At 61.4% G+C, this 25519-nt stretch carries 28 protein-coding genes; 18 read left to right on the top strand and 10 right to left on the bottom strand.

Annotation, left to right across the window (positions count from 1 at the left end; all coding sequences use genetic code 11):
* Positions 1–197 precede the first annotated feature (197 nt).
* The 7 genes from FGL65_RS17045 (at position 198) to FGL65_RS17015 (ending at position 6099) form a co-directional block, all read left to right on the top strand.
* On the top strand, positions 198–833 hold the full coding sequence (locus FGL65_RS17045) for a LysE family translocator (protein WP_147822444.1): 636 nt from the start codon (positions 198–200) through the stop codon (positions 831–833).
* A 27-nt stretch (positions 834–860) separates the two neighbouring features.
* Entirely contained in the window at positions 861–1055 is a 195-nt protein-coding gene (locus FGL65_RS17040; protein WP_147822443.1) for a YwbE family protein, read from the top strand.
* A gap of 119 nt (positions 1056–1174) precedes the next feature.
* Positions 1175–2515 (top strand): Na+/H+ antiporter NhaA, encoded by a 1341-nt coding sequence (gene nhaA, locus FGL65_RS17035; RefSeq protein ID WP_147822442.1) that lies wholly within the window; start codon positions 1175–1177, stop codon positions 2513–2515.
* 132 nt (positions 2516–2647) lie between these two features.
* Complete coding sequence (locus tag FGL65_RS17030; protein ID WP_250645530.1) at positions 2648–3397, top strand: alpha/beta fold hydrolase; 750 nt, start codon at positions 2648–2650, stop codon at positions 3395–3397.
* A gap of 155 nt (positions 3398–3552) precedes the next feature.
* The gene (locus FGL65_RS17025; RefSeq protein ID WP_147822440.1) at positions 3553–4110 is read left to right on the top strand and encodes a GAF domain-containing protein; all 558 of its coding nucleotides are present in this window, start codon (positions 3553–3555) and stop codon (positions 4108–4110) included.
* Positions 4111–4157: 47 nt separating this feature from the next.
* Entirely contained in the window at positions 4158–5177 is a 1020-nt protein-coding gene (gene gap / locus FGL65_RS17020) for a type I glyceraldehyde-3-phosphate dehydrogenase (RefSeq protein WP_147822439.1), read from the top strand.
* Between the two features lie 136 nt (positions 5178–5313).
* On the top strand, positions 5314–6099 hold the full coding sequence (locus tag FGL65_RS17015) for a substrate-binding periplasmic protein (RefSeq protein ID WP_147822438.1): 786 nt from the start codon (positions 5314–5316) through the stop codon (positions 6097–6099).
* 32 nt (positions 6100–6131) lie between these two features.
* Here FGL65_RS17015 and FGL65_RS17010 read toward each other — a convergent pair whose 3' ends face one another.
* The 4 genes from FGL65_RS17010 to FGL65_RS16995 all read right to left on the bottom strand — a co-directional run bounded on the left by FGL65_RS17010 (position 6132) and on the right by FGL65_RS16995 (position 8881).
* A complete protein-coding gene (locus FGL65_RS17010; RefSeq protein WP_250645529.1) occupies positions 6132–6587 on the bottom strand; it encodes a tetratricopeptide repeat protein in 456 nt (151 codons plus the stop codon).
* The gene (locus tag FGL65_RS17005; RefSeq protein ID WP_147822437.1) at positions 6584–7138 is read right to left on the bottom strand and encodes a C39 family peptidase; all 555 of its coding nucleotides are present in this window, start codon (positions 7136–7138) and stop codon (positions 6584–6586) included. The genes FGL65_RS17010 and FGL65_RS17005 overlap by 4 nt, the downstream gene beginning before the upstream one ends.
* The gene (locus FGL65_RS17000; protein ID WP_147822436.1) at positions 7135–7533 is read right to left on the bottom strand and encodes a PA2779 family protein; all 399 of its coding nucleotides are present in this window, start codon (positions 7531–7533) and stop codon (positions 7135–7137) included. The genes FGL65_RS17005 and FGL65_RS17000 overlap by 4 nt, the downstream gene beginning before the upstream one ends.
* Before the next feature lie 124 nt (positions 7534–7657).
* Positions 7658–8881, bottom strand: coding sequence for a phosphatidylserine decarboxylase (locus tag FGL65_RS16995; RefSeq protein ID WP_147822435.1), 1224 nt, complete (start codon positions 8879–8881; stop codon positions 7658–7660).
* Between the two features lie 150 nt (positions 8882–9031).
* Between FGL65_RS16995 and FGL65_RS16990 the strand changes: the two genes are divergently transcribed.
* The 9 genes from FGL65_RS16990 (at position 9032) to FGL65_RS16950 (ending at position 17434) form a co-directional block, all read left to right on the top strand.
* On the top strand, positions 9032–10438 hold the full coding sequence (locus tag FGL65_RS16990) for a sigma-54 interaction domain-containing protein (protein WP_147822434.1): 1407 nt from the start codon (positions 9032–9034) through the stop codon (positions 10436–10438).
* A gap of 9 nt (positions 10439–10447) precedes the next feature.
* Positions 10448–10798 (top strand): dinitrogenase iron-molybdenum cofactor biosynthesis protein, encoded by a 351-nt coding sequence (locus FGL65_RS16985; protein ID WP_147822433.1) that lies wholly within the window; start codon positions 10448–10450, stop codon positions 10796–10798.
* A 205-nt stretch (positions 10799–11003) separates the two neighbouring features.
* Complete coding sequence (locus FGL65_RS16980) at positions 11004–11381, top strand: response regulator (protein ID WP_187170434.1); 378 nt, start codon at positions 11004–11006, stop codon at positions 11379–11381.
* Between the two features lie 43 nt (positions 11382–11424).
* Positions 11425–11964, top strand: a complete 540-nt coding sequence (locus FGL65_RS16975; protein ID WP_147822431.1) for a CBS domain-containing protein — start codon at positions 11425–11427, stop codon at positions 11962–11964.
* A gap of 24 nt (positions 11965–11988) precedes the next feature.
* Positions 11989–13458 carry an SLC13 family permease gene (locus tag FGL65_RS16970; protein ID WP_147822430.1) on the top strand — a complete coding sequence of 490 codons (1470 nt, stop codon included), beginning with the start codon at positions 11989–11991 and terminating at the stop codon, positions 13456–13458.
* Between the two features lie 80 nt (positions 13459–13538).
* Complete coding sequence (locus FGL65_RS16965) at positions 13539–14972, top strand: transferase (RefSeq protein ID WP_147822429.1); 1434 nt, start codon at positions 13539–13541, stop codon at positions 14970–14972.
* Positions 14973–15218: 246 nt separating this feature from the next.
* Positions 15219–15650, top strand: a complete 432-nt coding sequence (locus tag FGL65_RS16960; RefSeq protein ID WP_147822428.1) for a response regulator — start codon at positions 15219–15221, stop codon at positions 15648–15650.
* A 245-nt stretch (positions 15651–15895) separates the two neighbouring features.
* Positions 15896–16726 (top strand): nitroreductase family protein, encoded by an 831-nt coding sequence (locus FGL65_RS16955; protein ID WP_147822427.1) that lies wholly within the window; start codon positions 15896–15898, stop codon positions 16724–16726.
* Between the two features lie 108 nt (positions 16727–16834).
* Entirely contained in the window at positions 16835–17434 is a 600-nt protein-coding gene (locus FGL65_RS16950) for an HD domain-containing protein (protein ID WP_147822426.1), read from the top strand.
* On the opposite strand, the gene FGL65_RS16945 is transcribed toward FGL65_RS16950, so the two are convergent.
* From FGL65_RS16945 to FGL65_RS16935, 3 genes are all read right to left on the bottom strand, one after another.
* Positions 17431–18216 carry a substrate-binding periplasmic protein gene (locus FGL65_RS16945; RefSeq protein WP_187170433.1) on the bottom strand — a complete coding sequence of 262 codons (786 nt, stop codon included), beginning with the start codon at positions 18214–18216 and terminating at the stop codon, positions 17431–17433. The two genes, FGL65_RS16950 and FGL65_RS16945, sit on opposite strands and share 4 nt — an antisense overlap.
* Before the next feature lie 49 nt (positions 18217–18265).
* Positions 18266–19399, bottom strand: a complete 1134-nt coding sequence (locus tag FGL65_RS16940; RefSeq protein ID WP_187170432.1) for a two-component system sensor histidine kinase NtrB — start codon at positions 19397–19399, stop codon at positions 18266–18268.
* A gap of 136 nt (positions 19400–19535) precedes the next feature.
* The gene (locus FGL65_RS16935; RefSeq protein WP_147822423.1) at positions 19536–20402 is read right to left on the bottom strand and encodes a TonB-dependent receptor; all 867 of its coding nucleotides are present in this window, start codon (positions 20400–20402) and stop codon (positions 19536–19538) included.
* 195 nt (positions 20403–20597) lie between these two features.
* On the opposite strand from FGL65_RS16935, the gene FGL65_RS16930 reads away from it, so the two are divergent.
* Positions 20598–21251 carry an HAD family hydrolase gene (locus FGL65_RS16930; protein ID WP_147822422.1) on the top strand — a complete coding sequence of 218 codons (654 nt, stop codon included), beginning with the start codon at positions 20598–20600 and terminating at the stop codon, positions 21249–21251.
* A 39-nt stretch (positions 21252–21290) separates the two neighbouring features.
* The gene (locus FGL65_RS16925) at positions 21291–21860 is read left to right on the top strand and encodes a DJ-1/PfpI family protein (protein ID WP_147822421.1); all 570 of its coding nucleotides are present in this window, start codon (positions 21291–21293) and stop codon (positions 21858–21860) included.
* A 73-nt stretch (positions 21861–21933) separates the two neighbouring features.
* On the opposite strand, the gene FGL65_RS16920 is transcribed toward FGL65_RS16925, so the two are convergent.
* The 3 genes from FGL65_RS16920 to ilvB all read right to left on the bottom strand — a co-directional run bounded on the left by FGL65_RS16920 (position 21934) and on the right by ilvB (position 25451).
* The gene (locus FGL65_RS16920; RefSeq protein WP_147822420.1) at positions 21934–23295 is read right to left on the bottom strand and encodes a sodium-dependent transporter; all 1362 of its coding nucleotides are present in this window, start codon (positions 23293–23295) and stop codon (positions 21934–21936) included.
* 214 nt (positions 23296–23509) lie between these two features.
* Positions 23510–23785: an ACT domain-containing protein gene (locus FGL65_RS16915; protein ID WP_147822419.1), complete on the bottom strand. Its 276-nt coding sequence runs from the start codon at positions 23783–23785 to the stop codon at positions 23510–23512.
* On the bottom strand, positions 23778–25451 hold the full coding sequence (gene ilvB / locus FGL65_RS16910) for an acetolactate synthase large subunit (RefSeq protein ID WP_147822418.1): 1674 nt from the start codon (positions 25449–25451) through the stop codon (positions 23778–23780). The genes FGL65_RS16915 and ilvB overlap by 8 nt, the downstream gene beginning before the upstream one ends.
* Positions 25452–25519: the final 68 nt, after the last annotated feature.

The raw sequence follows: 25519 nt of genomic DNA, 5'->3' as shown, positions 1-25519 counted from the left end.
CCCCTCCTTCTCGGGGGACGGTCGCCATGACCGTCCCGGTTATGTTGAACCACGTACTCTTATGCCAAGGTAACTTTGATGGAGGGGGGAGCAAGTTCAAAAGAGAAATAATAACTTTCTGTGGTGTTGTGTTTTGCATTCCGGGGCGGGATTCCGTATCGTCCCTGTCGCAACACGGAGCTGCAAAGGAGAGTGACATGGCCGAGGGCCAGTTCATTGCATTTTTCATCGCCATCAGCATCCTGACCATGGTGCCCGGCGCGGACACGGTCATGGTGCTGCGCAACAGCCTGCGCGGCGGGTTCCGGGATGGTTCGGTCACCAGCCTGGGCATCTGCTCGGGGCTCTTCGTGCACGCCGTGGTCTCGGCCGGGGGCCTGTCCCTGATCCTGCTGGGCTCGGCAAAGCTGTTCACGGCGGTCAAGCTTGTGGGGGCCGGGTACCTGATCTGGCTCGGGCTGATCAGCGCGCGCAACGCCCTGCGCGGGCCCGCCGCCGGGTTCGACGTGAGGGCTTCGGCCGCAGGCTTTTCCGTGCTCCGGTCCCTGCGCGAGGGCTTTCTGTCCAACGTGCTCAACCCCAAGACCATTCTCTTTTACATGGCCTTCCTGCCCCAGTTCATGGATCCCCATAAGGGGGCGCTGGGCCAGGCCGTATTCATGGCGGGCATCCATTTCGTCATCGCCATGATCTGGCAGTGCCTGCTGGCGGCCATGGTGGACCGGGCCCGGCTGCTGCTGGCCTCGGGGCGGGTGCGCCGGGCGCTCGACGGTGTCACCTCCGCCGTGCTCGTGGGCCTGGGCCTCAGGCTGGCCCTGGAAGAACTCGGATAGGCAACTCAAGCAAAAAAGGATTGTTTCATGGTTCCCGCACGAAAAGATCTGCGGCCCGGCCTCCGGGTGCGCATCATCCTCAAGAAGGACCAGCGCACCGGCCGCCTCACCGAGGGCGTGGTCAAGAATTTACTGACCAAGTCGCCCACCCATCCCTACGGCATCAAGGTCCGCCTTGAGGACGGCCAGGTCGGCCGGGTGCAGGAGATCGTGGCGGAATGATTGTCGTTCGCCGGCGCGTTTCCCTATACCGAGCTTGATTCTTTCAAAAGATGCGCTAGGATATCCCGTAATTCACCCGCGAGCGGAGTCTTTTCTCCGCCAAAACGCAAGGATATCCCATGAGTCCCTTTCACAAGCCCCCCATCGAGAAGATACTGCGGCCCTTCGAGGCCTTTGCCCGCATGCAGGCGGCGGGCGGCCTCGTGCTCATGGTGGCCACCATCGCCGCCCTGGTCTGGGCCAATTCCCCCTGGTCCGAAAGCTACTTTGCCCTGTGGCAGACCAAGCTGACCGTGGGGCTCGGCCACTGGCAGCTTTCCAAGGAGTCCATCCACTGGATCAACGACGGGCTCATGGCCGTGTTCTTTTTTCTGGTGGGCCTGGAGATCAAGCGCGAGGTCCTGGTGGGCGGCCTGTCCACTCCGCGTCAGACCATCATGCCCATTGCCGCTGCCGTTGCGGGCATGGTCGTTCCCGCGCTCATCTTTGTCGCCTTTAACGCGGGCAAGGAATCCCTCGGCGGATGGGGCATCCCAATGGCCACGGATATCGCCTTTGCCCTGGGCATCCTTTCCCTGCTCGGCGACCGGGTGCCCATTTCCCTCAAGATCTTTCTGACCGCGGTGGCCATTGTGGACGACATTGGCGCCATCCTGGTCATCGCCCTGTTCTACACATCGTCCCTGGACATTTCCGCGCTGGCCCTGGGGCTGTTCGTGCTGCTGCTCATGTTCGGGCTCAACAGGCTCGGGGTGCGCCACAGCATTCCCTATCTGGCCCTGGGGATGGTCATGTGGCTGGCCTTCCTGATTTCCGGCATCCACGCCACCATTGCGGGCGTGCTTGCGGCCATGAGCATCCCGGCCACCACGCGCATCGACTGCGGCCGGTTCGTGTCGATCATCAAGCGCAACGTGAACCTCTATGAAAAGGCCCATCCTCCGGGGGCCTGCATGCCCGGCCTGAACACCAAGGAGCAGCTGCGGGCCCTGGCCGCCATGGAGCACACCTACAAGCTGGGCACCACGCCGTTGCAGAATATCGAGCACGGCCTGCACGGGTGGGTCTCCTTCGGGGTCATGCCCATCTTTGCCCTGGCCAACGCCGGGGTCGCGCTGGAAGCTGACATCCTCACCGAACTCATCCACCCGGTTTCCGTGGGGATTTTCTTCGGCCTGGTGCTCGGGAAGCAGGCGGGCATCACCGCGATTTGCTGGCTGCTGAACAAGACCGGCATTGCCCGATATCCCGAAGGGGTGAGCCTGCGGCACATCTACGGAGCGGGCTGGCTGGCGGGCGTGGGCTTCACCATGTCCATCTTCATCGCCAACCTCGCCTTCGGAGAGGGGTCCCGGCTGCTGGAGCTGGCCAAGATCGGCATTCTGTTCGCCTCGCTGATGGCGGGGATCGGCGGATTCCTGGTGCTTCAGCGCACCGCTCCGGTGGAGGAGGACGGCTGATTCCGGCCCTGCAACAGATGCATTGGAAAGCCGGTCCCGTGATCGGCTTTTTGTTTATTACCGGGGCATTCCCTGATACATCCCATCACCATGAACACGTTGAGAAAACACGGAAAATCTCCATATAAGGTAGTGGTTCTGCACGGCGGCCCGGGTGCGCCGGGCTCGGCGAAAGGGCTTGCCGAGGCCCTGGCCCCCCTGTGCGGGGTGCTGGAACCCATGCAGACCAGGAACAGCATCGACGGCCAGGTGGAGGAGCTGGTGCGGGTCATCAGGGCCGAGGCCGAACTGCCGGTGGTCCTAGTGGGCTGGTCCTGGGGCGCCATGCTCGGCTACATCACGGCCGCCCGGCACCCGGAGCTGGTGCGCAAGCTCGTCCTGGTGGGCAGCGGGGTGTTCGAGGACCACTTTGCCGAAGTGATCATGCCCCTGCGCCTGCGGCGGCTGGAGCCCGGGGAGCAGGCGGAGGCCCAAAGCCTCATGCGGGACCTGGCGGACCGGTCCATTGAGGATAAAAGCGTTGTTCTCCAAAGGTTTGGGAGGCTAATGGACAAGGCCGACTCCTACGACCCCATCAAGAAAATGGAGAATAATGTGCACTGCGACTTTGACATTCATGTGAATGTGTGGAAAGACGCCCAAAGACTTCGTTATAGCGGAGAACTGCTCGACATGGGCAGGGACATCCGCTGCCCAGTCGTGGCATTGCACGGAAACCATGATCCGCACCCCGCCGAGGGAGTGCGCGCCCCCCTATCCCGTGTGATCCATGATTTTCGGTTCATTTTGCTGGACAAATGCGGCCATTCTCCATGGAATGAGAAAATGGCGCGGGAAAGTTTCCTGAAACATTTGCGTGCGGAACTGGAATCTGAGATTTAATTTATTCACAATCATAAACCTCAAGCGCTTGCTTCAGGTATCCACACGGATTAAGACGTGGTGGATTCGGATTTTCGGGAGAGACGCCGGAGACTGATGCATGGGGCTTATTGCAAGCCCTCGATGAACTGTAACCATGAACAAGGCAGGTCACTATGAGTCCTCAAAGACTTTACAAATCGATCTATGAAATCGCCAAGACCATCAACTCCAGCCTTGAGCCGTCCAAGGTCCTTTCCCGTATCGCCGAACAGGTGACTATGGCGATGGATGCCAAGGGCTGCTTCATCCGCATGCTGGACGCACGCCATGAAGTGCTCATGCCCGGAGCCTCTCACGGCCTGAGCGAACGCTACGAGAAGAAGGGCCCGGTTTCCGTGGAAAAGAGCCGCCTGGACCAGGATGTGCTCAAGGGCGAGACCGTCACCATCGAAGACGTCCGCACCGACGACCGCTTCCAGTACGGCAAGGAAGCCTCCGAGGAAGGTCTGGTTTCCCTGGTGGTTGTCCCCCTGAAGGCCATGGACAAGGTCGTGGGTGTGCTGCGCGTCTATTCCGGCGAGCCCCGCACCTTCGAAGCCGAAGAGCTGGATTTCCTTTCCTGCATTGCCAACCTTTCCGGCATCGCACTGGAAAATGCCCGCATGTTCAAGGCTCTCAAGCGCGCCAGCGAACTGGCAAACGAATTTAACTACCGGGTCTTCGAAGACTAGACCCCCCGCCGAATCAAGGCGCGCGATTCGTGCGCCAGGAGGATAAAATGAGTAAAGTTAGAGTAGCAATCAACGGCTTCGGCCGCATCGGCCGCCAGGTCCTCAAGACCATTTGGCAGTATCATCGCGACACCGTCGAGGTCGTGGCCATCAACGACCTGTTCGACATCGAAACCAATGCGCACCTCGTGCGTCACGACACCTGCTACGGCGGTCTGCCCGTGGAAATCACCGTCAAGGGCGACACCATGTACGTGGGCGACGACTTCGAAGTGAAGAGCTTTGCCGAGCGCGATCCCCGCAACCTGCCCTGGGGCGAGTTGAAGGTGGACGTGGTTGTCGAATCCACCGGTATCTTCCGCACCGGCCCCACCGCCCGCCAGCATATCGAAGCCGGCGCCAAGCGCGTGGTCATTTCCGCTCCGGCCAAGGAAGAGGACGGCACCTTCGTCATGGGCGTCAACCACACCGACTACGACCCGGACAAGCACTTCGTCATCTCCAACGCTTCCTGCACCACCAACTGCCTGGCCCCCGTGGTCAAGGTGATGCACGAAACCTTCGGCATCTCCAAGGGCGTCATGACCACGGTCCACGCCTACACCAACGACCAGCGCATCCTGGACCTGCCGCACAAGGACCTGCGCCGCGCCCGCGCCGCTGCCTGTAACATGATCCCCACCTCCACCGGCGCCGCCAAGGCAGTGGCCCTGGTTATCCCGGAAATGAAGGGCCGCTTCGAAGGTTATTCCGTGCGCGTCCCGACCCCGACCGTTTCCCTGGTGGACTTCGTGGCCGTCCTGGAAAAGGACACCACCACCGAAGAACTCAAGGCCGTGCTCAAGAAGGCCTCCGAGAACGAACTCAAGGGCATCATGGCCTTCTCCCAGGAGCCCCTGGTTTCCTCCGACTTCGTCGGCAACCCGCACTCCAGCATCGTTGAAGCCGACTTCACCGTTGTGCAGAGTGGCAACCTGGCCAAGGTTTACTCCTGGTACGACAACGAGTGGGGCTACTCCACCCGCGTTGCCGACCTGATCAACTACATGGCCAGCAAAGGCATCTAGGACCACAGGTCCCCAAGCATTACTACACCGGGCCGGTCAGTTCGCTGACCGGCCCATTTTTTTGGGGTGTACATTCGTGCCGCCGGATTATAATAGGTGCGTCTATCGCAGCACGCTATTTTTATCCGGAATTGAAATGAAACGACACCTATCCCCCATCCCCGCACTCTGCCTCGCAATCCTGCTGTTCACCGCCCCTGGCGCGGCCGCCCGGGAGATCGTCATGGTCTTCGGCGCGGGCTATCCTCCGTTTTACATGGACGGGAAGACTGACGGCACGGACAACAACCTTGAATCGGGCATGTTCATCGACTTCCTGCAGAAATTCGAGCGCGAGCATCCGCAGTATTCCATCCGCAAGATCCGGCTGCCCCGGGCGCGCATGGACCAGTGGATGTGTGAAGGGAGAGCCCATGCCTTCAGCCTGAACAGCTCCCTGTTCGTTTCGCCGGGGCATGGGGACAGGTACGTCTTTTCCGAGGTCATCTGGCGTACGGGGGACCATCTGGCCGTGCGGGCCCGCTCCAAACTGAAATATTCCAGGCCCGAGGACTTGGCGGGCACGAGGCTCGGTGTGGTGTTCGGCAACGGCTATGGACCGTTGGATCCGCTCATCGCCTCCGGCCATATCCGGGCCCAGAAGGTCTACAGGCAGAGCCTGCTGGCCCTCATGCTGGAGGACGGCCGCATCGACGCCTATCCGGCCAACCGGCATGTGGACCCGTATCTTTGGAAACAGGAAGGGTTCGCCCCGGGCACATTCCGGCTTCTGGACAAGCCCCTGTACGAGTTCGATCTTGGCGTGCAGGTCTGCAAGGGTTCCGAGGATTTTCTGAACGATCTCAACGCATTCATCCGAAAATCACGGAAGAACGGTTTTCTGGAAGCCCTTGCCGAGGTTTATATCAGCGGGAAGGAATAGGGGAGGCCCGAGCCTCCCCTTTGCTTTCGCGGTTATTTCAGCTCCACGATCCGGCGGGCGGCGCGAACGGATTCGAGGGTGTCCTCGTAGGGCTTGCGCTGTTTTGCCGGGGCCAGGGCCACGGCCTTTTCCGCCAGGGTTTCGGCCCGGCAGAGGTCCCGTTTCCGGGTATAGTAGAGCCAGGCGAGGTTGTTGTAGGGTCGCGGATCTTCGGGCAGTTGTTTCATTGCCTTTTCATACAATTTTTCCGACTCGTCCCACTGCTGCCGGGTAAAGGCGAGGTTCGCCAGGCAGAGCCACGCCTCGGGCAGGTCAGTGGCCTCGCGGTACTGTTCCTCGGCCAGGTCGTATTCCTTTTTCTGCTCATAGCTGATGCCGAGCTGGAGGTGTTCCCTCGGGCTGAGGGCGTCCTCGTGCACGGTGATGGTAGGCATGGCGCAGCCCGCGGTCAGGAGCAGCGTTGCCAGCAGCAATGCGAACCGGCTCATGAACCGCTCCTCGGCTGCACGGTCAGCATCCAGAACCCGGTGTCCCGCCATTGGGTCAGGAATTCGTCCCAGGCGATCCGCTTGTTGCGCTCCCTGCCCGAATTGACCACCACGAAGTCCGGGGTATAGCCCGTGACCACCATGTAGTGGAGCTTGCGGGCCATGGCGAAGCCCTGGTTGACCATAACCACCGCCGGTTTGTTCGCGTCCACGGCCTGCACCAGTCCCTGGGGATCCCCCTTGCCGAAGCGGCTGTTGAATCCCCGGTTGCGGGGGTAGAGGGCCATGTCCAGGCTCACGGTTCCCCGGATGTTCTTGCGGAAGATGCTTTGGGCTATCTCCTCGGGGGTGACGTTGTCGCCCGCATGGTTCAGGACCATCGCCAGGGACGAGGGGCCGCACTGGTGGTCCTCCTGCGGGTGGAAGGGCACGTTGGCCACCATGTTGGATCCGATGCCCGTGGGGGCCTGGACCGTCGGCTTGGCGGCGGCGCACCCCGCGAGCAGGCACAGGAGGCCGAGCATGGTCGCGATGCTGCGCGGGCGGATCATGAGATGGTCACCCGCTTGTCCGCGAGATTGAGGATGAGCACCACCAGGGCCACGATGATCAGCACCCCGATGATGAAGCCGATGCCGTCACCGGCAACGTCCACGTCCTGGATGCTGGTGGTCAGCCGGTGCAGGTCCTCGTCGGAGAGCTGGGCCAGGCGGTCCTTGATTTCCTCCTGCGAGTAGCCGAGCTCCTGCAGTCGCTTGGTGACCATCTTGTTTTCCAGGGTCTGCCGGACGGCGTCCAGGTCCTGGCCCCTGTCCAGCTGGCCGGAAAGGGTGGTGTTGGGGACAAAGCCTGCCTCCACCCGGGGCGTGAAGCCGACAACGGTCATGACGCACAGGAGCAGCAGGGTCGTGAGTTTGAAGAAACGGGTTTCAATCTGTGTAGTCATACGTATTTCCCTCCATTGCCGCCCCATTTGCCCATGCGCCGAAACCTGTCAAGCATGTGCATGAATTGTCCTTTTGGCCGGAGGGGTACTATGCAGGAAAGGGGAGGCCAGGCCTCCCCTTTGTCTATTTCGTGTCGAAGGTGCCGATCTGGTTGCCCAGCCGGACCTGGATGGCGTCCGAGGAATAGCGGTCCGGCTCGAATATCATCATGAACAGCGAGCCGCCGTAGAGGAAGTAGCCCAGTTCGTCGCCCCGCTTGACCTTGGCGGGTTTGGTCAGTTTGTTGAAGGGCGGCTTGAAGACCACCGAGCTGATGGTGTTCAGGCCCACGGCCACCATGGCCACATGGCCGTACTTGCCCGTGTCCACGATGAAGTAGCCGCGCTGGAAGTTCTCGAACGGGCTGAAGGTGGCTCCGTAATAGCCCACGTTGCCGTCCGGCGGCACCCAGTTCGGGAAGTCGGGATGGCCGAAGAAGGGGCCTTCCAGGATCTTGGCTTCCACCACGGTTCCGGCCACGGGCGAGTGGTAGTGGTGGTAGGTGTTGGGCATGAGCACGCAGGACAGGGCCGTGCCGCCCAGGAATTTTTTTGCGTATTTGGAGCCTCCCAGCAGGTCCACGATGTTCAGGGCCTCGTTGCCCTTGGTGGTGATCTGTGTGCTTTCGTCCCTGATCTTCTGGGGGATGGAATTCATGACGCAGTCCGTGGGTGCGGCGATGATGTAGTCGCGGTCGGGCATGGTCTGGGGGCGGCTTTGGGCCTGGTCCGCGAGGCTGCGGGAAAAGAACTCGTTGTAGGACTTGAAGCCGCCATCCTTGGCCTTGGGGTCGGGGATGACGTAGTCCCCGCGCTCGATGCGCGGGTCCTTGAGCCATTCGGCGATGATCTTGGTGGATTCCGGGCTGTCCATGTAGTCCCCGCGCTGGCGCACGAAGTCCTGCATGATCTCGCGCCCGGGCGAGAGCTGCACGAAGGTCACGCCGAACGGGTTTTTGTAGTAGAACAGGGCGAAGTCCTGGATGTACTTGAGGCCCGTGTCGTGGGTGCCGTCTATCTCGGGCAGGAATGTGCACCAGTCCTTCAGGAACTTGACCAGGTCGGGCATGGACTTGCCCATCCACGGGTTGCGGGCCGAATAATGGGCCGGGGTCTGCTGCATGTTGGCAAAGGCCGCGTCCATGAGTTCCCGGAATCCGGCGTCCTTCTGGTAGGTGTCCACCAGCCGGTTGATGGACTGCGCGCACGGGCAGTCGCTCGGGACTTTCTTGAGCTCGGCCGCTGCGGCCGGGAAGGCCAGCGCCAGCACAAATGCCGCCGCAACGAGTTTCCGGATCGCTGATTTCATGAGGTCCTCCTTTACGGGCACTTCCCATGAATAGCAGATGGCAGGGGGAGGCGTATTATTATTTGGCGGCTGGGGGCGGTTGTCCCGATAAACGAAAACGATTCAAAATGTTTCATTGAACCCCGGTCGGCGCCATGCTAAACCCTTCCCATGTCTGAAGCCGTCCGCAAACGCCTGCGCGATTTCTTTTCCCAGCCCGGCACCTTGTCCGGCCTGCTGGACGAACTGCCCATCGGCGTGGCCGTGCTGGACAAGCACGGCACCATCATGCACGTGAACGGGGCCTATGAATCCATCACGGGGGTGGACCGCAAGAAGGTTTCGGGCATGTCCTGCCTGCACGTGCTGCGCTGCGACTTCTGCACCAAGGGCTGCCCCGTCTACCTCAAGGACGATGACTTCCAGCTCCAGCAGGTGGACGCGGACATCATTGACCGCGAACGCAAGCGGCGGCCCATCAAGCTCACGGTTTCCCCGGTGACCGACGACGCGGGCGAGCAGGTGGGCGTGGTGGAGACCGTGACCCCGGCCGGACGCCTCAACGACTATGCCGACCCCGAGACCGGGCCGTACGGGTTCGGCTCCCTGGTGGGCCGCAGCCCGCAGATGGCCAAGGTCTTCCGCATGGTGCCCAGTGTGGCCCAGACCGATTCCTCGGTGCTCATCACCGGCGAGACCGGCACGGGCAAGGACGCCCTGGCCGAGCAGATGCACCGGGCCTCGGACCGTGCGGACGGGCCGTTCGTCAAGGTCAACTGCGGCGCGCTGCCCGACACCCTGCTGGAATCCGAGCTCTTCGGCCACGCCAAGGGCGCGTTCACGGGCGCGGACCAGAACAAGCCGGGCCGTTTCCGCATGGCCCATGGCGGCACCCTGTTCCTGACCGAGCTCGGGGACCTGCCCCTCAACCTGCAGGTCAAGCTGCTCTCCTTCCTGGACGACAAGATCATCCATCCCCTGGGCAGCAACAAGGAATTTCACGCGGACGTACGCGTTATCGTGGCCACCCACCGCAATCTCGAACAAATGGTGGCCGAGGGCCGTTTCCGCCAGGACCTGCTGTACCGGCTCAACGTCATCCGCCTGCACCTGCCGCCCCTGCGCGAGCGCGGCGAGGACATTTTCCTGCTGCAGGACCACTTTCTCACCGAATTCTGCACCCGCTTCAACAAGCGCATCGAGGGGTTCACGGACGAGGCCATGGTCATGCTCAAGAACTACGCTTACCCCGGCAACGTGCGCGAGCTCCGGAACCTCATCGAGTATGCGGTTAACTTTTGCGACGACACGGTCATCGACGTGCGCCATCTGCCCGCCTATTTGGTCCATGCGCCGGCACCACCCCGTGCGGCGGCCCCTGCGGCCGTGGAGGAAGCCGCTCCTGCCCCGGTTGCCGAGGTGCCGGTTTCCGGCAAGGAAAACTGGGAGGATGTGGAGCGGCGCATGATCCTGGACGCCCTGGTCAAGGCCCGGGGCCGCAGGCAGGCGGCCGCCCGGCTCCTGGGCTGGGGGCGCAGCACCCTGTGGCGCAAGATGAAACAGTACGAGATCGAGTAGGGCGGCTCCATGCAGAAAATTCTCATTCCCCTTCTGGACAACGACGTGGCCCCCCGGTTCGACCTGGCCACGGACGTGCTCATCATTTTCCTGGTCTGGGTCAAGGGCGAACTGGTGGACCGCGAGGACAAGGTGGTGGTCTTCGACCACGCCTCGCCCGAGGACCTGTGCCGCATGATCATCACCGAAGGCGTGGACACGGTCATCTGCGGCGGCATCGAGGACGAGTTCTACGACTTCCTGACCTGGAAGGAGGTGGAGGTCGTCGACGACGTGGTCGGCGCCGCCTCGCGGGTGGTCATGGCCTTCATGGCCGGGGAGCTTCGCCCCGGGGCGGTTCTGTATCGTTGTCAGGAATGATCGTTTCTTTTTGTTTCAAAATGTCCTAAGTCGCAAGCCGCAAAATGAAACAAAATGTTTCAATTTGCGGCTTGATCTCTATCAGTAATTGTGAAAATGTGAACAATGTATTGATTTCTCGACCTTCAGCAAGATTGGCACGCAGTTTGCCTTACAGAGGCGCCGGTTTATGGTGAACCGGTTTCCGAACCGATCTTGTGAATGCATGAAAGTACTGATTGTTGATACAGACGCCGGGTTCCGCAGGCAGCTTTCCCAATTGCTCTCCAGGCGGGGGATACAGGTACAGGATACCGACGATGTGGAGAAGGCCCGCGAAATGGCATGCAGGCAGCAGGTGGACGCGGTCCTTCTCGGGGCGGCGGGGCACGAGCGCGGCATGCTGGCTTTCCTTGGTGACGTCCGTATTGCCTGTCCGCAGGCTCCGGTGGTTTTCATCAATCATTCCAGCACGGTTTCATTGTCCATAGAAGCCATGAAGTTGGGGGCGTACGCCGAAATGGGTGCGCCGGTGGACATGGAGGAACTGGAGCGGAAGCTGAGATCGATTCTGGATCACAAGTCGGGTGCTGGCGGGAGTTGACGGGCTCCGGCGGCGCCAAACGATCAGCAGGAAGGTTTTTTCTATGAAGGTCAAAGAGGTGATGATCCCGATATCACAATATGTGACCGTGGACTTGGACTCCACGTTGCGGGACGTCTTCGAGGCCCTTGATGAGGATTTCAAGGGCAAAAGCGACAAATGTCACGCCCACAGGGACGTGGTGGTGCTCGACGTGGAGGGCGAGTTCGCCGGGCTGGTGACCATGGTGGACATCATCCGCTCCCTGGAGCCCAATTACGCCAAGATCTCCCATGTGGAAGAGGATGCCGTGCTCACCGGCGACTACGTGCTCGAAGTCTTCAAGCGCTTCGGCCTGTGGCACGATTCCCTTGAGGGCCTGTGCGAAAAGGCCGTGTCCCTCAAGGTGGGCGACGCCATGCACATTCCCGATGCGGACGAGACCGTGGACGAGGAGGACGAACTCGGTCTGGCCATCCACAAGTACATCTTCGGCGCGGAGCAGCCCATTATCGTCAGGGGTGGCGGCAGGGTCACCGGCGTGCTGAGGCTCAGTGATATCTTTGAAGTCGTGCGCGGCCAGATGCTGGCCTGCGCTCTCTAATTTTCCGGAAGGAGGAGTGGAACAATGAGTACTGCGCAAGCCCCGTCGTTCGACTGGAAACGCCTCGTCTTCATGTTCACGGGCATCGCCCTGTTCGTTCTCGTGTATTATTGCCCGGCCTGGCCCGATGCGGTGGACCCCCTGGGCAAGCATTTCGAATTGACCAAGGAGGCCAAGGGAGCCATCGCCATCTTCCTGTTGGCCGGCACATGGTGGGTCTTCGAGGTCGTGCCCATCGGCGTGACCTCCCTGCTCATCGGCATCATGCAGGCCCTGTTCTTCGTGCGCCCGGCCGACGTGGCCTTCAGGGACTTCATGGACCCGTCGGTTCTGTTCATCTTCGCGTCCATCATGATCGGCCTGGTCTTCACCAAGACCGGCCTGACCAAGCGCCTTGCCTACAAGATGCTGGACATCGTGGGCGAGCGGACGAGCATGATCTACCTCGGGGTCTTCGTGGTCACCGCGCTGCTGACCCACATCATGGCACACACTGCGGTGGCGGCCACCATCTACCCGCTGCTGCTGGCCATCTACAGCCTGTACGGCGAGGGCAACAAGCCCACCAAGTTCGGCAAGGGCCTGTTCATCGGCATGGCCTACGTGGCCGGGGCCGGTTCCATCGTCACCCTGCTGGGTGCGGCCCGCGGCGCCGTGGCTCTCGGTTTCTTCAACGAGATCGTGAACCGCGACGTGGGCTTCTTCGAGCTGACCTGGTACATGTTCCCCATCGGCTGGCTCATGGTCTTCGCGCTCTGGGGCTTCTTCATGATCTTCCTGAAGCCGGAAAAGGCCGTCATTCCCGGCCTGCGTGAAAAGGCGCGGGAACTGAACTCCAGGATGGGCCCCATCACCCGCCAGGAAATCCTGGCCGCCATCCTGGTCCTCGGAGTCATCGCGGTCATGAGCGCGCGCGCCTTCGTGCCCGAGCTCAAGATGCTGAACAAGACCGCCATCATCCTGGTTTCCTCCGTGCTCTTCTTCGTGTTCAAGATTCTTGACCTCAAGGACCTCGAAGATATCCCCTGGAACATCATCCTGCTCTTCGCGGGTGCCATGTCCATCGGCTTCTGTCTCTGGCAGACCGGCGCGGCCAAGTGGATGGCCGTGAACTGGCTGGTCATGTTCCAGGACGCCAACTGGTTCATCTTCGTCATGAGCATCGCCTTCTTCGTCATGATCATGACCAACTTCATCATGAACGTGGCGGCCATCGCCATCTCGTTGCCGGTGGCCCTGGTCATCGCGCCCTACCTCGGCGTGGCTCCGGACGTCATCCTGTACTCCGCCCTGGTGGTCGCCGGTATGCCGTTCCTGCTGCTGGTGGGTGCCGCACCCAACGCAATCGCCTACGATTCCGGGCAGTTCACCCCTGGTGAATTCTTTGCCTACGGTGTTCCCGCCAGCATCATGCTGATGGTCATCACCGGCATTGCCTGCCTGGTTATCTGGCCGCTCATGGGCATGCCCATCACGCTGCCCACTGGAGGCTAGCAACTAGTGTCCTGTCGTTTGCCGGGGGCGCTTGGACCCGCCCCCGGCATTACACCCCCAAGCAAGAGGACCCGACTGAAATGAAAGAGTTGAACAATCTCATCGACCATGTCGTACAAAGGGTGAGCGCCAACCTGCACGCGCCCGGTACGGACATTTCCCGGTACGTGGCCGACCAGATTCCGCTGGACAGCCATGCCCTGTATTATGCCTTCTACGCATTGACGCATCAGCATCCGCTTTCATTCAACTTCAAGCATTCCAGTCTGGCCGGCACCTATTTCCTTGGCAAGACCGAGGTGGAGCTTTCCATCGTCTACAAATGTGATATCCGCGGCGACGAGCTCAAACCCAAGGGCACCGTGGTGGAGATCGACGGCAGCAAGCTCCGGCTCTTTCAGGACGAGCGGATTTCCATCCGCCACAGCTTTCTCATGAAGACCCTGGTGCACAACAATTCCCACGACGCCGAAAACGTGGAGATATTCAAGATTCTGAACACGGTGGCCCTGCATTACGCCAACATTCACGGCACCTCCGTGGAAGGCTGTCTCATCGAGCCTTTCGCCACCGTGGATTTTTCCACCTGCCACAACTGTAAGGTCGGGGCCTACGCCTATGTGCAGGCCGACGACCTGCGCGGCGAGGTTGTCGAACCCGGAAGCGTCCGCATCGAAAAGACCGGGCAGTTCAAGCTGCAGTACCAGTATGACAGGGACGTGCTTGAAAAGTACATCCGGCTTGACGAGAATTGCCGTCCCTCGGGCGTGTTCATGGAATTCTGCGAATCGCGCAAGACCGATTTCGAGCCCGTGTACAACGCGGCCCAGCCCGAGATTCCCGTGGATTTCCCGGACACCTCCTTCGTGGGCCATTATTCGCTCATCAGGGGCGATTGCGCCATCGGCCACAACGTCATGGTCTGCCAGCGGGCCTACGTGGAGAATTCCCGCCTGGGTGACGGATCCAACGCCCAGGAAAACTGTTACATCATTAATTCCACCTTCGAGGGCATGAACGTGACCGCCCACGGCGGCAAGGTCATCAACACCGACCTGGGCCGGCGCACCTTCACCGGGTTCAACTCTTTCATCCACGGCACCGAAGAAGCCCGCGTGGCCATCGGCAAGCACTGCGTGATCATGCCGCACACCATCATCGACGCGGAAGAGCCCATCTCCGTGCCGAACGGCTCCCTGGTCTGGGGGCTCATCCGCACCCAGGCAGACGTGGCCACCAACACCATCCTGCTGGAGGATCTCAAGGGCCTGAACCGGCTCGACCAGGGCGGGCTGCGCGCCGAGGGAGACCTGGCCGCATTCGTGGAGGGCTTTGTCCACCGCATCGAACACATCCTGGAGGAGAACGGCGCCTTCTTCGACGCCAGCGACCCGGATACCGCCGGGCATGCCCAGAAGACCCAGGATCTGGGGTACAACACGGTTCAGTCCTACATGGGCGGCGACCTCAAGGGGCTGTGTCCGACCATTCGCATTGAACCGCTCATTCCCTAGGAGAGGCGGAGCGACGTTTGTTTTGATATTGGCCGGTTTTTGCCTCCTAGGGGCGGGCCGGCCTTTTTGCTGAATATGCATAGTCGCGGAAATGTTTGTCCATTTTCGCTGGAAGTAAGTAGAGTGAGGGTACTCTTGCCAAAGCGTTCCCTCGTGGTGACGGTATGAGTGGGGGTGAGTGAAACGGGTTGAGGGTTCTATTTCACGCCACCCAAGGAACGGAACAACGATGACTCTGGAGGTAATATGAGTTTCGCCAACGTTCTTCTGGTCGACGATGAAAAGAGTTTTCTGGAAATCATGGAGAAGCGTCTCGGCTCCCGCGACCTGGAGGTCTCCACGGCCGAGAGCGGTCCCGCCGCCCTGGATATCCTGCGCGGAAACAGCGCGGTCGACGTGGTCATCCTGGACGTGAAGATGCCGGGCATGGACGGCCTGGAGGTGCTGCGCGCCATCCGTGGGGATTTCCCGCTGGTTGAGGTCATCATGCTCACCGGGCACGGCACCATTGAAACCGCCATCGACGGCATGAAGCAGGGGGCCTTCGATTACCTGCTCAAGCCCTGCGACATCGAGAGGCTGGTGGAGCTGGTTCGGGCCGCCAAGGACAAGAAGGCCGTGCATGAGGAAAAGATCATGCAGGCGCATATGAAGGAGATCACCGGCAAGATGATCTAGCTGGCTGCCCATAACGGTACGATTGCCGCGTTTTATCAAAAAGGATCAAATCCTCGCGTACTATAAGAGTACGCGTCGGCTTTGATCCTTTTTTCGCGCCTTGCACTCGCACCATTCTGAGCAGCCAGCAGGTATGATGCATTTTCCATTCTGACTGGGTTACCCCAAGGTGCCTGCTTTTCTTTTTTCCGGAACGTGCTATTGGGTTCCTGCGCAAGCGAAAACAAAGCTATCAGGAGAAAGAGATGCTCGAGTTCAAGGTTGATCAGGAAAAATGCGTCACCTGCGGGGAATGTATCAGCGACTGCCCCATTCTGGTGCTCAAGTTCGACGGGGCCGGTTTCCCGGTTGTGGCGGAAGGCAAGGAATCCGTCTGCATCCGCTGCCAGCACTGCATGGCCGTGTGCCCCACCGGCGCCCTTTCCATTCTGGGCAAGAACCCGGAAGACAGCCTGTCCCTGGAGAACCTGCCGGACGGCGACCAGATGGAGCGGCTCATGAAGGGCCGTCGCTCGGTGCGTCGTTACAAGAAGGATCCCGTGGCCCCCGCCACCCTGGACAAGCTCATGGACGTGATCACCAGTGCGCCCACGGGCAAGAACACCCTGAGCATGACCTACACCCTGGTGGACGACCCCGCGGTCATGGATAAACTCCGCGAAGCCACCTACAACGCCATTTTCAAGGCAGTGGAGGAGGATAACCTCCCTCCGGGCATGGACATGTTCCAGCAGTTCGCCGAGCTGTGGCGGGACAAGGGGGTGGACGTCATCTTCCGAAGCGCGCCCCATTTTCTCATCGCCTCCACCCCGGCGGACGGTCCCTCGCCCGAGGCGGACTGCCTCATCGGGCTGAGCTACTTCGAGCTGCTGGCCCAGAGCATGGGCCTGGGCACGCTCTGGGACGGGCTTGCCAAATGGGCCATCAGCCTTATTGCCCCGGACCTGCTGCTCCGGATCGGCATTCCCGAGGACCACGTGGTGGGCTACATGATGGTCTTTGGCAAGCCCGCCGTGAAATACCACCGCACCGTGCAGCGCCAAGGTTCAGCCGTCATTAATCGTGTCTCTTTGTAATATGTTGATTTAAAAAATGATTGATTCAAAAAGGTCGTCCTTCTGGTCGGCCTTTTTCTTTTTCGCTACCATGGGCGTTTCCAAACGCCGACCCGCAAGGAGATTGCAATGGCCATTGATGAACGGCTGCAACGAATGATGGAATTTTCCGACACCCTGGACGGCCTCAAGCGCGTTTCCCGCAGGAACCTGATCATGGACGGCTCACGCGAGGAGAACAGCGCCGAGCATTCCTGGCACATGGCCGTGTTGTGCATGTTCATGCAGGAATATGCCCCCCGTGGAATCGACCAGTTCCGGGCCATGAAGATGATGCTCATCCATGACGTGGTGGAGATCGATGCCGGGGATACCTTCTGCTACGACGTGAAGGGCTACGAGGACAAGGCCGAGCGCGAACAGGCGGCCGCGGACCGCATTTTCGGTCTGCTGCCCGAGGACGCGGCTCGGGAACTGCGGGCCCTGTGGGACGAATTCGAGGCCTGCGAGACCCCGGAGGCCGGATTCGCCAATGCCTTGGATCGTTTCCAGGTCCTGCGCCAGAACCTCCGGACCGACGGCGGCACCTGGCCCCGCTACGGCATTCCCAAGAGTCGGGTGCTGGTGCGCATGGGCCAGGTTCAAACGGGTGCTCCCAAGCTCTGGCCCGTGGTGCTGGAACTGTTGGAAGGGGCCGTGCGGGACGGAATTCTCGAAGACGACAGCTAGTTGGCGGGCCCGTCCTGGGGCAGGGGGGCGAGCGGCGGCTCCAGGCCGGGGTAGTCGCGGCGGTACATCGCCTGGAAGGTCCCGTCCCGCTTCATACTCTCGAACGCCTTTTGCCAGCGTTGGAAAAGGGCGTTGTCCGTGTACGGGGAAAAGGCGATGTACAGGTCCACCTCCTTGAAGGTCAGGACCGGTTCTATTCTGTCCATGTCGTATCCGGCCAGGTTCATGATCGACTCGATGCCGAGGTTGCCCCCCACCATAAGGTCGATGCGGCCTTCCATGAGCTTGCGGACGTTGAGCAACTGGTGATTGGTGGACTGCAGGTTGCGGAATCCCCGGTCCTTGAGGAACTGTTCGCGGGCGTCCTTGGCGTAGGTCCCTATGGCGGGGACCCGCTTGGCGTCCTCCAGGGAATGCAGGGTCAGGCCCCGGCCCCGTTTCTGGTAGAAGATCCATTGCAGGCGGTTGACCGGACCCAGCCAGCGGAAGAGCTTTTCCCGTTTGGGCGTCCGGGTGGTGGGCAGAATGGCGGCGTTGGCCTGGGTCTGCCCCAGGTCGTACCCCCGCTGCCAGGGGATTTCGATGATCTCGGCGTCCGTTCCTGTCCGCTTGATCAGTTCCCGGACCGTTTCCGGAAAAATGGTGGTGAAGTTGCCCGCGTCGTTCTTGGGAAACTGATTTTTTTCAAAATAGATGGTCAATTCGGCAGCCCCGGCCGCCTGCGGAACAATCAGCAGGGCGAGCAACAGGAACGGGGCGCAGGCTCGGAAGAGTTCTCTCATTCTTAACAAATGCCCGACTCCGCAACACATTGCAATGGCGCGGGAGTTATTATTCCCGGGGGATGACCGGCGGCATCAGCGCATGGCCGTCCGTGCGCCCCAGGTTTTGTTCCGCGAGGGTGATGATGGCCTCCACGCCCACCTCCGGGGTGTTCAGGTCCAGGGTGCCGCCATGCTCGGCAATGATGCGCTTGGCCGTGGCCAGGCCCATGCCCACCGCGTCCGGCTTGGTGGTGTAGAACGGGTCGAACAGGTAGGGCTTGTCCTTTTCGGCAATGCCCATGCCCCGGTCGCTCAGGGTGATGCGGCATTCGTGCTCGTCGGGCTCCACCATGACCTTGATCCGCACCACCGGGCCTTCGCTGAAGTCGAAGGCGTTGTCGATGAGTATGGTCATGGCCATGACGAACAGTTCGTGGTCGATGATGAAATCCACCAGGGGGCAGGCCGTGACCCAGTCCACTTCCCTTTTTTCGGACTCGGCGCGCTTGCGGGCGTAGTCCTCCAGCTCGGAGAGCAGGACGCAGGAAGCCACCTCGGAACGGTTGGCCGCGCGCAGGGAGGTGTAGTCGCGCACCGCGCCCACGATGCCCTCCATTTTTTTTGCTTCCTCGATGATGGTGGTCAGCTGGCTGGCATAGTGCTCGTTTTCTCCCAGCTCGCGCAGGAGCAGGTTGCCGAAGCCGCCGATGGTCATGAGCGGATTGCGGATCTGGTGGGCGACGGCCATGGCCAGCTTGTTGAGGCCCTGCACGCGCTCGTCCTGGAGCCGTTTGATTTCCCGCAGGTGCCGGTTGTCGCGGGTCAGGAACTGGTGCTTTTCCGTGTCGTCGGTGATCACCAGAACCACCCCGAAGGCCTCGCCCTCTTCCTTGAGGTAGGACGTGGTCACGGAAAGCTGCAGTTTTCCGCCATCCGGGCACGTGTAGGGGATGCTGCGGTGCAGGCCCACGGCCTGGAGCTGCACGGCCTCCACCACGATGTCCGCGAACTCCGGGTTGTCGCTGTCCTCGATGAACAACTCGGCCCAGGACTTGCCCATGATGTCCTCTTCGCTGATGTTGAGGATCTTTTCCACGGCCTGGTTGGTGGCCGCGATCTTGCCGCCGGGCTGGATGACCAGGATTCCGGTGGGAATGCTTTCCAGAATGTTCTGCATGATGACGTAGCCGGGCATGACCATGGCGTTACCTCGTGGTGGAGTTGTGCCTTGCAGCATAGCACACCCTCTGGAAAAGCGTCCAGAATGGCCAATGGGAAACCGGCCCTCGCCGCAGGATGCGGTCCGGGCCGGTTCGAGGGGTTGGGGATGATATTGTCTAGAACAGCCAGTTTACGGAGACGGTGGCGGCAGGAGCCGAGTCCACGTCGTATTTTTCGAGCTTGTCGCCGTTGTCGTCGTAGATGGTGATGGAGCGGTCGAAGCGGTATTCCGCGCCAAAGGTGAACATGAGGTCGCCGATGGGCTGCCAGTCCAGGTACAGCCCGGCGTTCATGTCGCTGATGTCCGCATAGCCCTTTTCACGCACGTCGCTGTCGTCGGCCAAGCGGTAGGTGTCGCCAGAGCTGTCCACTGCCGCGCGCAGCATGAGGCTTTTGGTGAATTCGTACCCGGCCTCGACTCCCAGGAACCTGAGTTCCACGAACCGCTTCAGCCCTTCGTCGGATTCCCCGTGCCAGTTCACGTTCAGCACCGGCAACAGGCCACTCTTGATTTTGTGGGTATGGCCGCCGACCCCGGCCTGCACTTCCCACCCATCGCCAAGATCATAGGCAATGCCGCCGAGCAGGACGGCGCCGAAGGAATCGCTCATTTCCTTTTCAAAGGCCGAGGAGACGCCGCCGTGCACGAAGTAGCTCCAGTTGCCGCTGATATGGTCGCCGTAGTCCGCGCCGAGCCAGAGGCTGTGCAGGTTTTCCCAGGGCGTGTCGCCGTTTGCGAAAGGCAGATTGTCTTCGTCTTTCCAGGAATAGCGGGAAAGTTCGTAGCCTGCGCTCAGAAACGAGTATTGTCCTTCCACGCCGGCCTTGAAGACCGAAAATCCGCCTTGGTCGTCTTCCACGTCGCCTTCGCCGATGTAGGAGGTTTTCAGGGAAAGGGTGTTCTTGGCTTCCTCCTCCGCGCAGACCGGAGTAGCAAAGAAACAGAGAATCAATATGATCGTGAGTATTCTGGGGGTATACATGGGGGCTCCTTCGGGGGTTGTTGGGAGGCACCTTATACGCCCTGGGTCGAAAAAGTTTGAAATCCTGTGGGGTAAAGCGATAAAGAGTGTGTTTTTTTGTTAAAAAGTGTGAATGGGAGATGGAGCGCCAGGTTGCCTGGCCGGTCCGTATGCGATACTGCTGTGTTACTTTTACGAAGCCTGACAGGAGCAGACGTGAACAGCGGACGCGGAAGCATACAGGCCGTTTTCTGGGACATGGACGGCACGCTCATCGATACGGAATATCTTCATTACGAGGTCATTCGGGACTGGTGCGCCCGACACGGGTACGTTCTCACCGAAGCGGCCAATGAGGAGCTTCTGGGCAAATCCATGCCCGAGAAGTGGAACCTGCTGCGGGACCGCCTGGCCCCCACAGCCGGGGAACAGGCGTTTCAACGGGAATGCGGCAGGGATTACATCGACCGGCTCAGGCCGGAGATGATGCGTCCCGAGACCGTGGCCGTGGTCAGGGCTCTGGCCCAAAAGGGCGTGCTGCAGGCCTGTGTCTCCAACGGCGACCCCGAGGTCATCGACGCCAACCTGCGCATGATCGGCATTGAATCGCTCATGGCCTTCACGGTCTCCGGCCGCGACGTGGCGTACGGTAAGCCGGCTCCGGACCCGTACCTGGAGGCGGCGCTCCGCGCCGGGCTGGAGCCGGGCCAATGCCTGGCCGTGGAGGATTCCCCGGTGGGGCTGTCCGCTGCCCTGGCAGCAGGGTGCCATACCTGCGCCTGGCCAGGCGAAAGCGTAGAGGGCCTGCCCGAGGTCCATTGTTTTATCAGGGAAGCCGGGGAATTTCCCTGGCATCTGATTGCAGGGTAGCCTGCCTTTTTCACAACAGACAAACAGAGGAGCCCGAGGATGGCCAAGGTGGCTGTGATTCTCACGCAGGGATTCGCCGATTGGGAATATGCCCTGCTTGCCGGGACAGGCGGGCCGTTCTACGGTCTGGATGTCCAGTTCTTTGCCGCGGAAGCCGGGGATGTATGCTCCATGGGCGGCTTGGTGGCCGCTGTATCGCAGTCCGTGGACGCCATTGCCGACTGGTCGCCCGAGGCGCTGGTGGTGGTCGGCGGCATGCTCTGGGAGACGGAGGACGCCCCCGATGTGAGCGGGGTGCTCCGGGCCCATCATGCAAACGGCGGGGTTGTCGCGGGCATTTGCGGCGGCACCCTGGCCCTTGGCCGGGCCGGGCTGCTTGATAAGACGGACCATACTTCCAATGACGCCGATTACCTGCCCAGGAATGCCGATGGCTATTCCGGTTCGGAACATTACCGCCCGAGTGCCACGGCGGTCACCGGAGACAGGGTGATCACCGCGCCCGGGACAGCGCCGGTCAGCTTCACGGCGGCAGTGTTCGAAAGCCTGGGCCTGGACAAGGACGCCGTGCAGCAGTTTCGGAACATGCTGGCGGCGGAGCACGCCTAGTTTTTTCGAAAGGCAATGAAAAAGCCCCGCGCGGAGAACCGTGCGGGGCTTTTTGTTTTCGTTCGGATTGCGACTAGAACAGGCCCAGGCCCTTGGCCAGCACGATGGCCACCAGCACCGGGGAAACGAACTTGACCAGGAAGAAGTAGATGTTGGCCAGGCCCTCGTTTTCCAGTGCGCCGTTGTTGGAGAGCGCCTTGCGCACATGGTCCCTGCCCCAGGCCCAGCCGATGAACAGGCAGATGACGAGTCCCACGCTGGGCATGAGGATGTTGGAGGACAGGAAGTCGTAGCAGTCGAAGGCGGTTTTGCCGAAGAATTTCACGTCGCCCATGACGCCGAAGGACAGGGTGGCCGGGATGCCAAAGAGGGCCAGGGTCGTGGAGGTCACGATGGTGGCCATCTTGCGGGAGCAGCCCGCCCAGGTTTCGGCCATGAAGGCCACGGGCACTTCGATTATGGAGAGCATGGCCCCGATGGTGGCGATGCCCGTGAGCACGAAGAAGATGGTCATGAACAGCTGGCCCATGGGCATGGAGCTGAACACGGCCGGGATGGTCATGAACAGCAGGCCCGGGCCGGCGGCGGGTTCGAACCCGTAGTTGAACACGGCCGGGAAGATGGCGATGCCCGCCAGCAGGGAAACGGTCAGGTCGGCCAGCATGACGCGGGTGGCGGTCAGCGGGATGTTGGCGTCGTCGCGGAAGTAGCTGCCGTAGGTCATCATGGTGCCCACGCCCAGGGAAAGTTTGAAGAAGGCCAGGCCCAGCGCCATGAGCACCATGTCCGTGGTCACCTTGGAAAAGTCCGGGGTGAACAGGAAGGCGAGTCCCTCCATTGCCTTGGGCAGGGTCAGGGAGCGCACGCAGACGATGAGCAGCATGATGAACAGGATGGGCATGAGGGTCTTGGTGACGCGTTCGATGCCCTTGGAAACGCCCGCGATGATGATCACGCTGACGAGCACGAGCACGAACCATTGCCAGCCCAGGGCGGCCCAGGTGTCGGAGACCATGCCGCCGAACACTGACTGCGCCACGGCCGGGTCCGTGGTGTTGAGCTGGCCGGTGACGGCCTTGACGATGTAGCTGAAGACCCAGCCCACCACGCCGGTATAGAAGGCCATGAGCGCCACGGCGGCCACGACGCCGCCCACGCCCGCCAGGGTCCAGATTCTGTTGGGAGTCAGCTTGCGCCAGGTGGCAATGACGTTGGCCTTGCCGAAGCGGCCGAGCATGATTTCGGAGATCATGACGGGCAGGCCCACCACCAGGGTGCACAGGATGTACACGGCCAGGAAGGTCGCGCCGCCGTTTTCGCCGGTCATGTAGGGAAATTTCCAGATATTGCCCAGGCCTACCGCGGAGCCGAGTGTCGCGGTGAGCACGCCGAGCTTGGTCGCGAATCCATCGCGATCACATTTGATTTGAGCCATTATGCAGGTCCCCTCTTTGTTTTTCAGCAGTCCTCTCTCAAGACGGCAACAGGCTCCATAGAACGGAATACCCTGTTCTGGCAAGCTCTCCCTAATGTATGTAGTGTTTTTGGCTGGTATTTACTTATTTTGTGAAGCTAATAGCACCTTTTGTTTTATTTATGAAGGTTTGCCCCGGACTTTCCCAAGAGAAAGTCCGGGGCATGAGGAGGGACTAGGCTCCGGCCCGGAGCGGGTCGAAAATGTGGTGGTCGATGTCGTGGCGCAGGTTCACGGCCAGGGTGTCGTGCAGCCGCTCCAGTTCCTTGATCAGCTGGGCCAGGCGCTTGTCCTCGTCGACCATGAGGAACATGCGGCTCTTGTCGCCGCCGTCGATGGCCCCGCACAGGATGCCCTCCAGGTTGAAGGCCCGGCGCGAAAACAGGCCGGTGATGTGGGACATGACGCCGGGGTGGTTGTTGACGAGCAGTTCAATGACGGGTTTAGGCATTGGCTTCACCTCCGATCATGTCGCGGTTGGCGGCTCCCGGAGGAACCATGGGGTAGACGTTTTCCGCATAGTCGATGGGCATGTCCACGATGCAGGGCCCTTCGCCGGTCAGGGCGTCGGCCAGGGCCGTCTGCGGATCGTCCGCATGGGCCAGGTTCATGCCGCGCAGGCCAAAGGCCCGGGCCAGGGCCGCGAAATCCGGCGTGGTGGCGAATTTGGAGGCCGTGATGCGGTTGCCGTAGAAGAGCTCCTGCTGCTGGCGCACCAGACCCAGATGGCCGTTGTTGAGGATGATGACCGTGACGGGCAGCCCCAGGTCGGCCAGGGTGGCCAGCTCCTGGATGTTCATGAGAATGGAGCCGTCGCCGCTGAAGCAGACCACGCGCTTGCCGGGCTGGGCCAGGGCCGCGCCGATGGCCGCGGGCATGCCGAAGCCCATGGTCCCCAGGCCGCCCGAGGTGAGCAGGGTGCGCGGGGCTCGGAAGGGATAGGACTGGGCCACCCACATCTGGTGCTGGCCCACGTCCGTGGCGACGACCGTGTCCGGGTCCAGGGTTTCGGCCACGGCCCGGATGAGGCCCAGCGGGTGCCGGATGTCTTCCGGCGTCCTGCCGTCTTCGGGGTGCAGGGCGCGCAGGTGGGCGATGCGTTTCATCCAGTCCGTCCGCTCGTTTCCCTCCACCAGGGCCAGGAGCTGTCGCATGACCAGGGCCGCGTCCGCGGCCACGGCCAGGTTGGAGGGCCGCAGCTTGTCGATCTCGGACTTGTCGATGTCCACATGGATGATGGCGGCCTGGGGACAGAATTCCTCCAGCTTGCCCGTGGCCCTGTCGTCGAAACGCACGCCCATGGCGATGAGCAGGTCGGTTTCCTCCAGGGCGTAGTTGGTGCCGCGCGATCCGTGCATGCCCAGCATGCCCAGGTTCAGCGGGTCGTCCGTGGCCATGGTGCCCAGGCCCATGAGCGTGCAGGCCACGGGGATGGCGTTTTTGCGGGCCAGTTCGCGCAGCTCCGCGCAGCAGCCCGAGGCCGTGATGCCGCCGCCGATATACAGGACCGGCCGTTTGGCCTCGCGGATCATCTGGGCCATGCGCGCCATTGTCCCGGCGTCGGGCGCGATGGGCGCTGCGGGGCGTCCCGGTTCGGGCCAGGCCTCGAACTCGATCTCACGCGTCTGCACGTCCTTGGGGATATCCACCACCACCGGCCCGGGCCTGCCGGATTCCGCAATCTCGAAGGCCAGGGGGATGACCTTCAGGAGTTCCTCGGTACTGCGCACCAGGAAGTTGTGCTTGGTGATGGGCAGGGTCAGGCCGTAGGTGTCCACTTCCTGGAAGGCGTCCGTGCCGATCATGGAAGAGGGCACCTGGCCGGTGATGGCCACCATGGGGATGGAGTCCAGCCGCGCGTCGGCAATGGCCGTGAGCAGGTTGGTGGCCCCGGGACCCGAGGTCCCGAAACAGACCGCTGCCTTGCCCGTGACCCGGGCCATGCCCTGGGCCATGAATCCGGCCCCCTGCTCATGGCGGGTGAGCACGTGGCGGATGTTCGATTCGGCCAGGGCGTCGTACAGGGGCAGGGTGGCCCCTCCCGGAATACCCGCAACGGTTCGTATGCCCTGCCGCTCCAGCAGTTCGACGATGATCTGCGCTCCTGTTTTTTTCATTCCTACGTCTCCTCGTGTTGTTTCCTTCGGGTCTGGAAAAAAGAAACCCCGCCTGGCCTGCGCCGTGC

It is taken from the genome of Salidesulfovibrio onnuriiensis (assembly GCF_008001235.1).
GTDB classification, from domain to species: Bacteria; Desulfobacterota; Desulfovibrionia; order Desulfovibrionales; family Desulfovibrionaceae; genus Pseudodesulfovibrio; species Pseudodesulfovibrio onnuriiensis.
The sequence above is the reverse complement of the archived record's forward strand: the minus strand, read 5'-3'. Positions and strand labels throughout refer to the sequence as shown.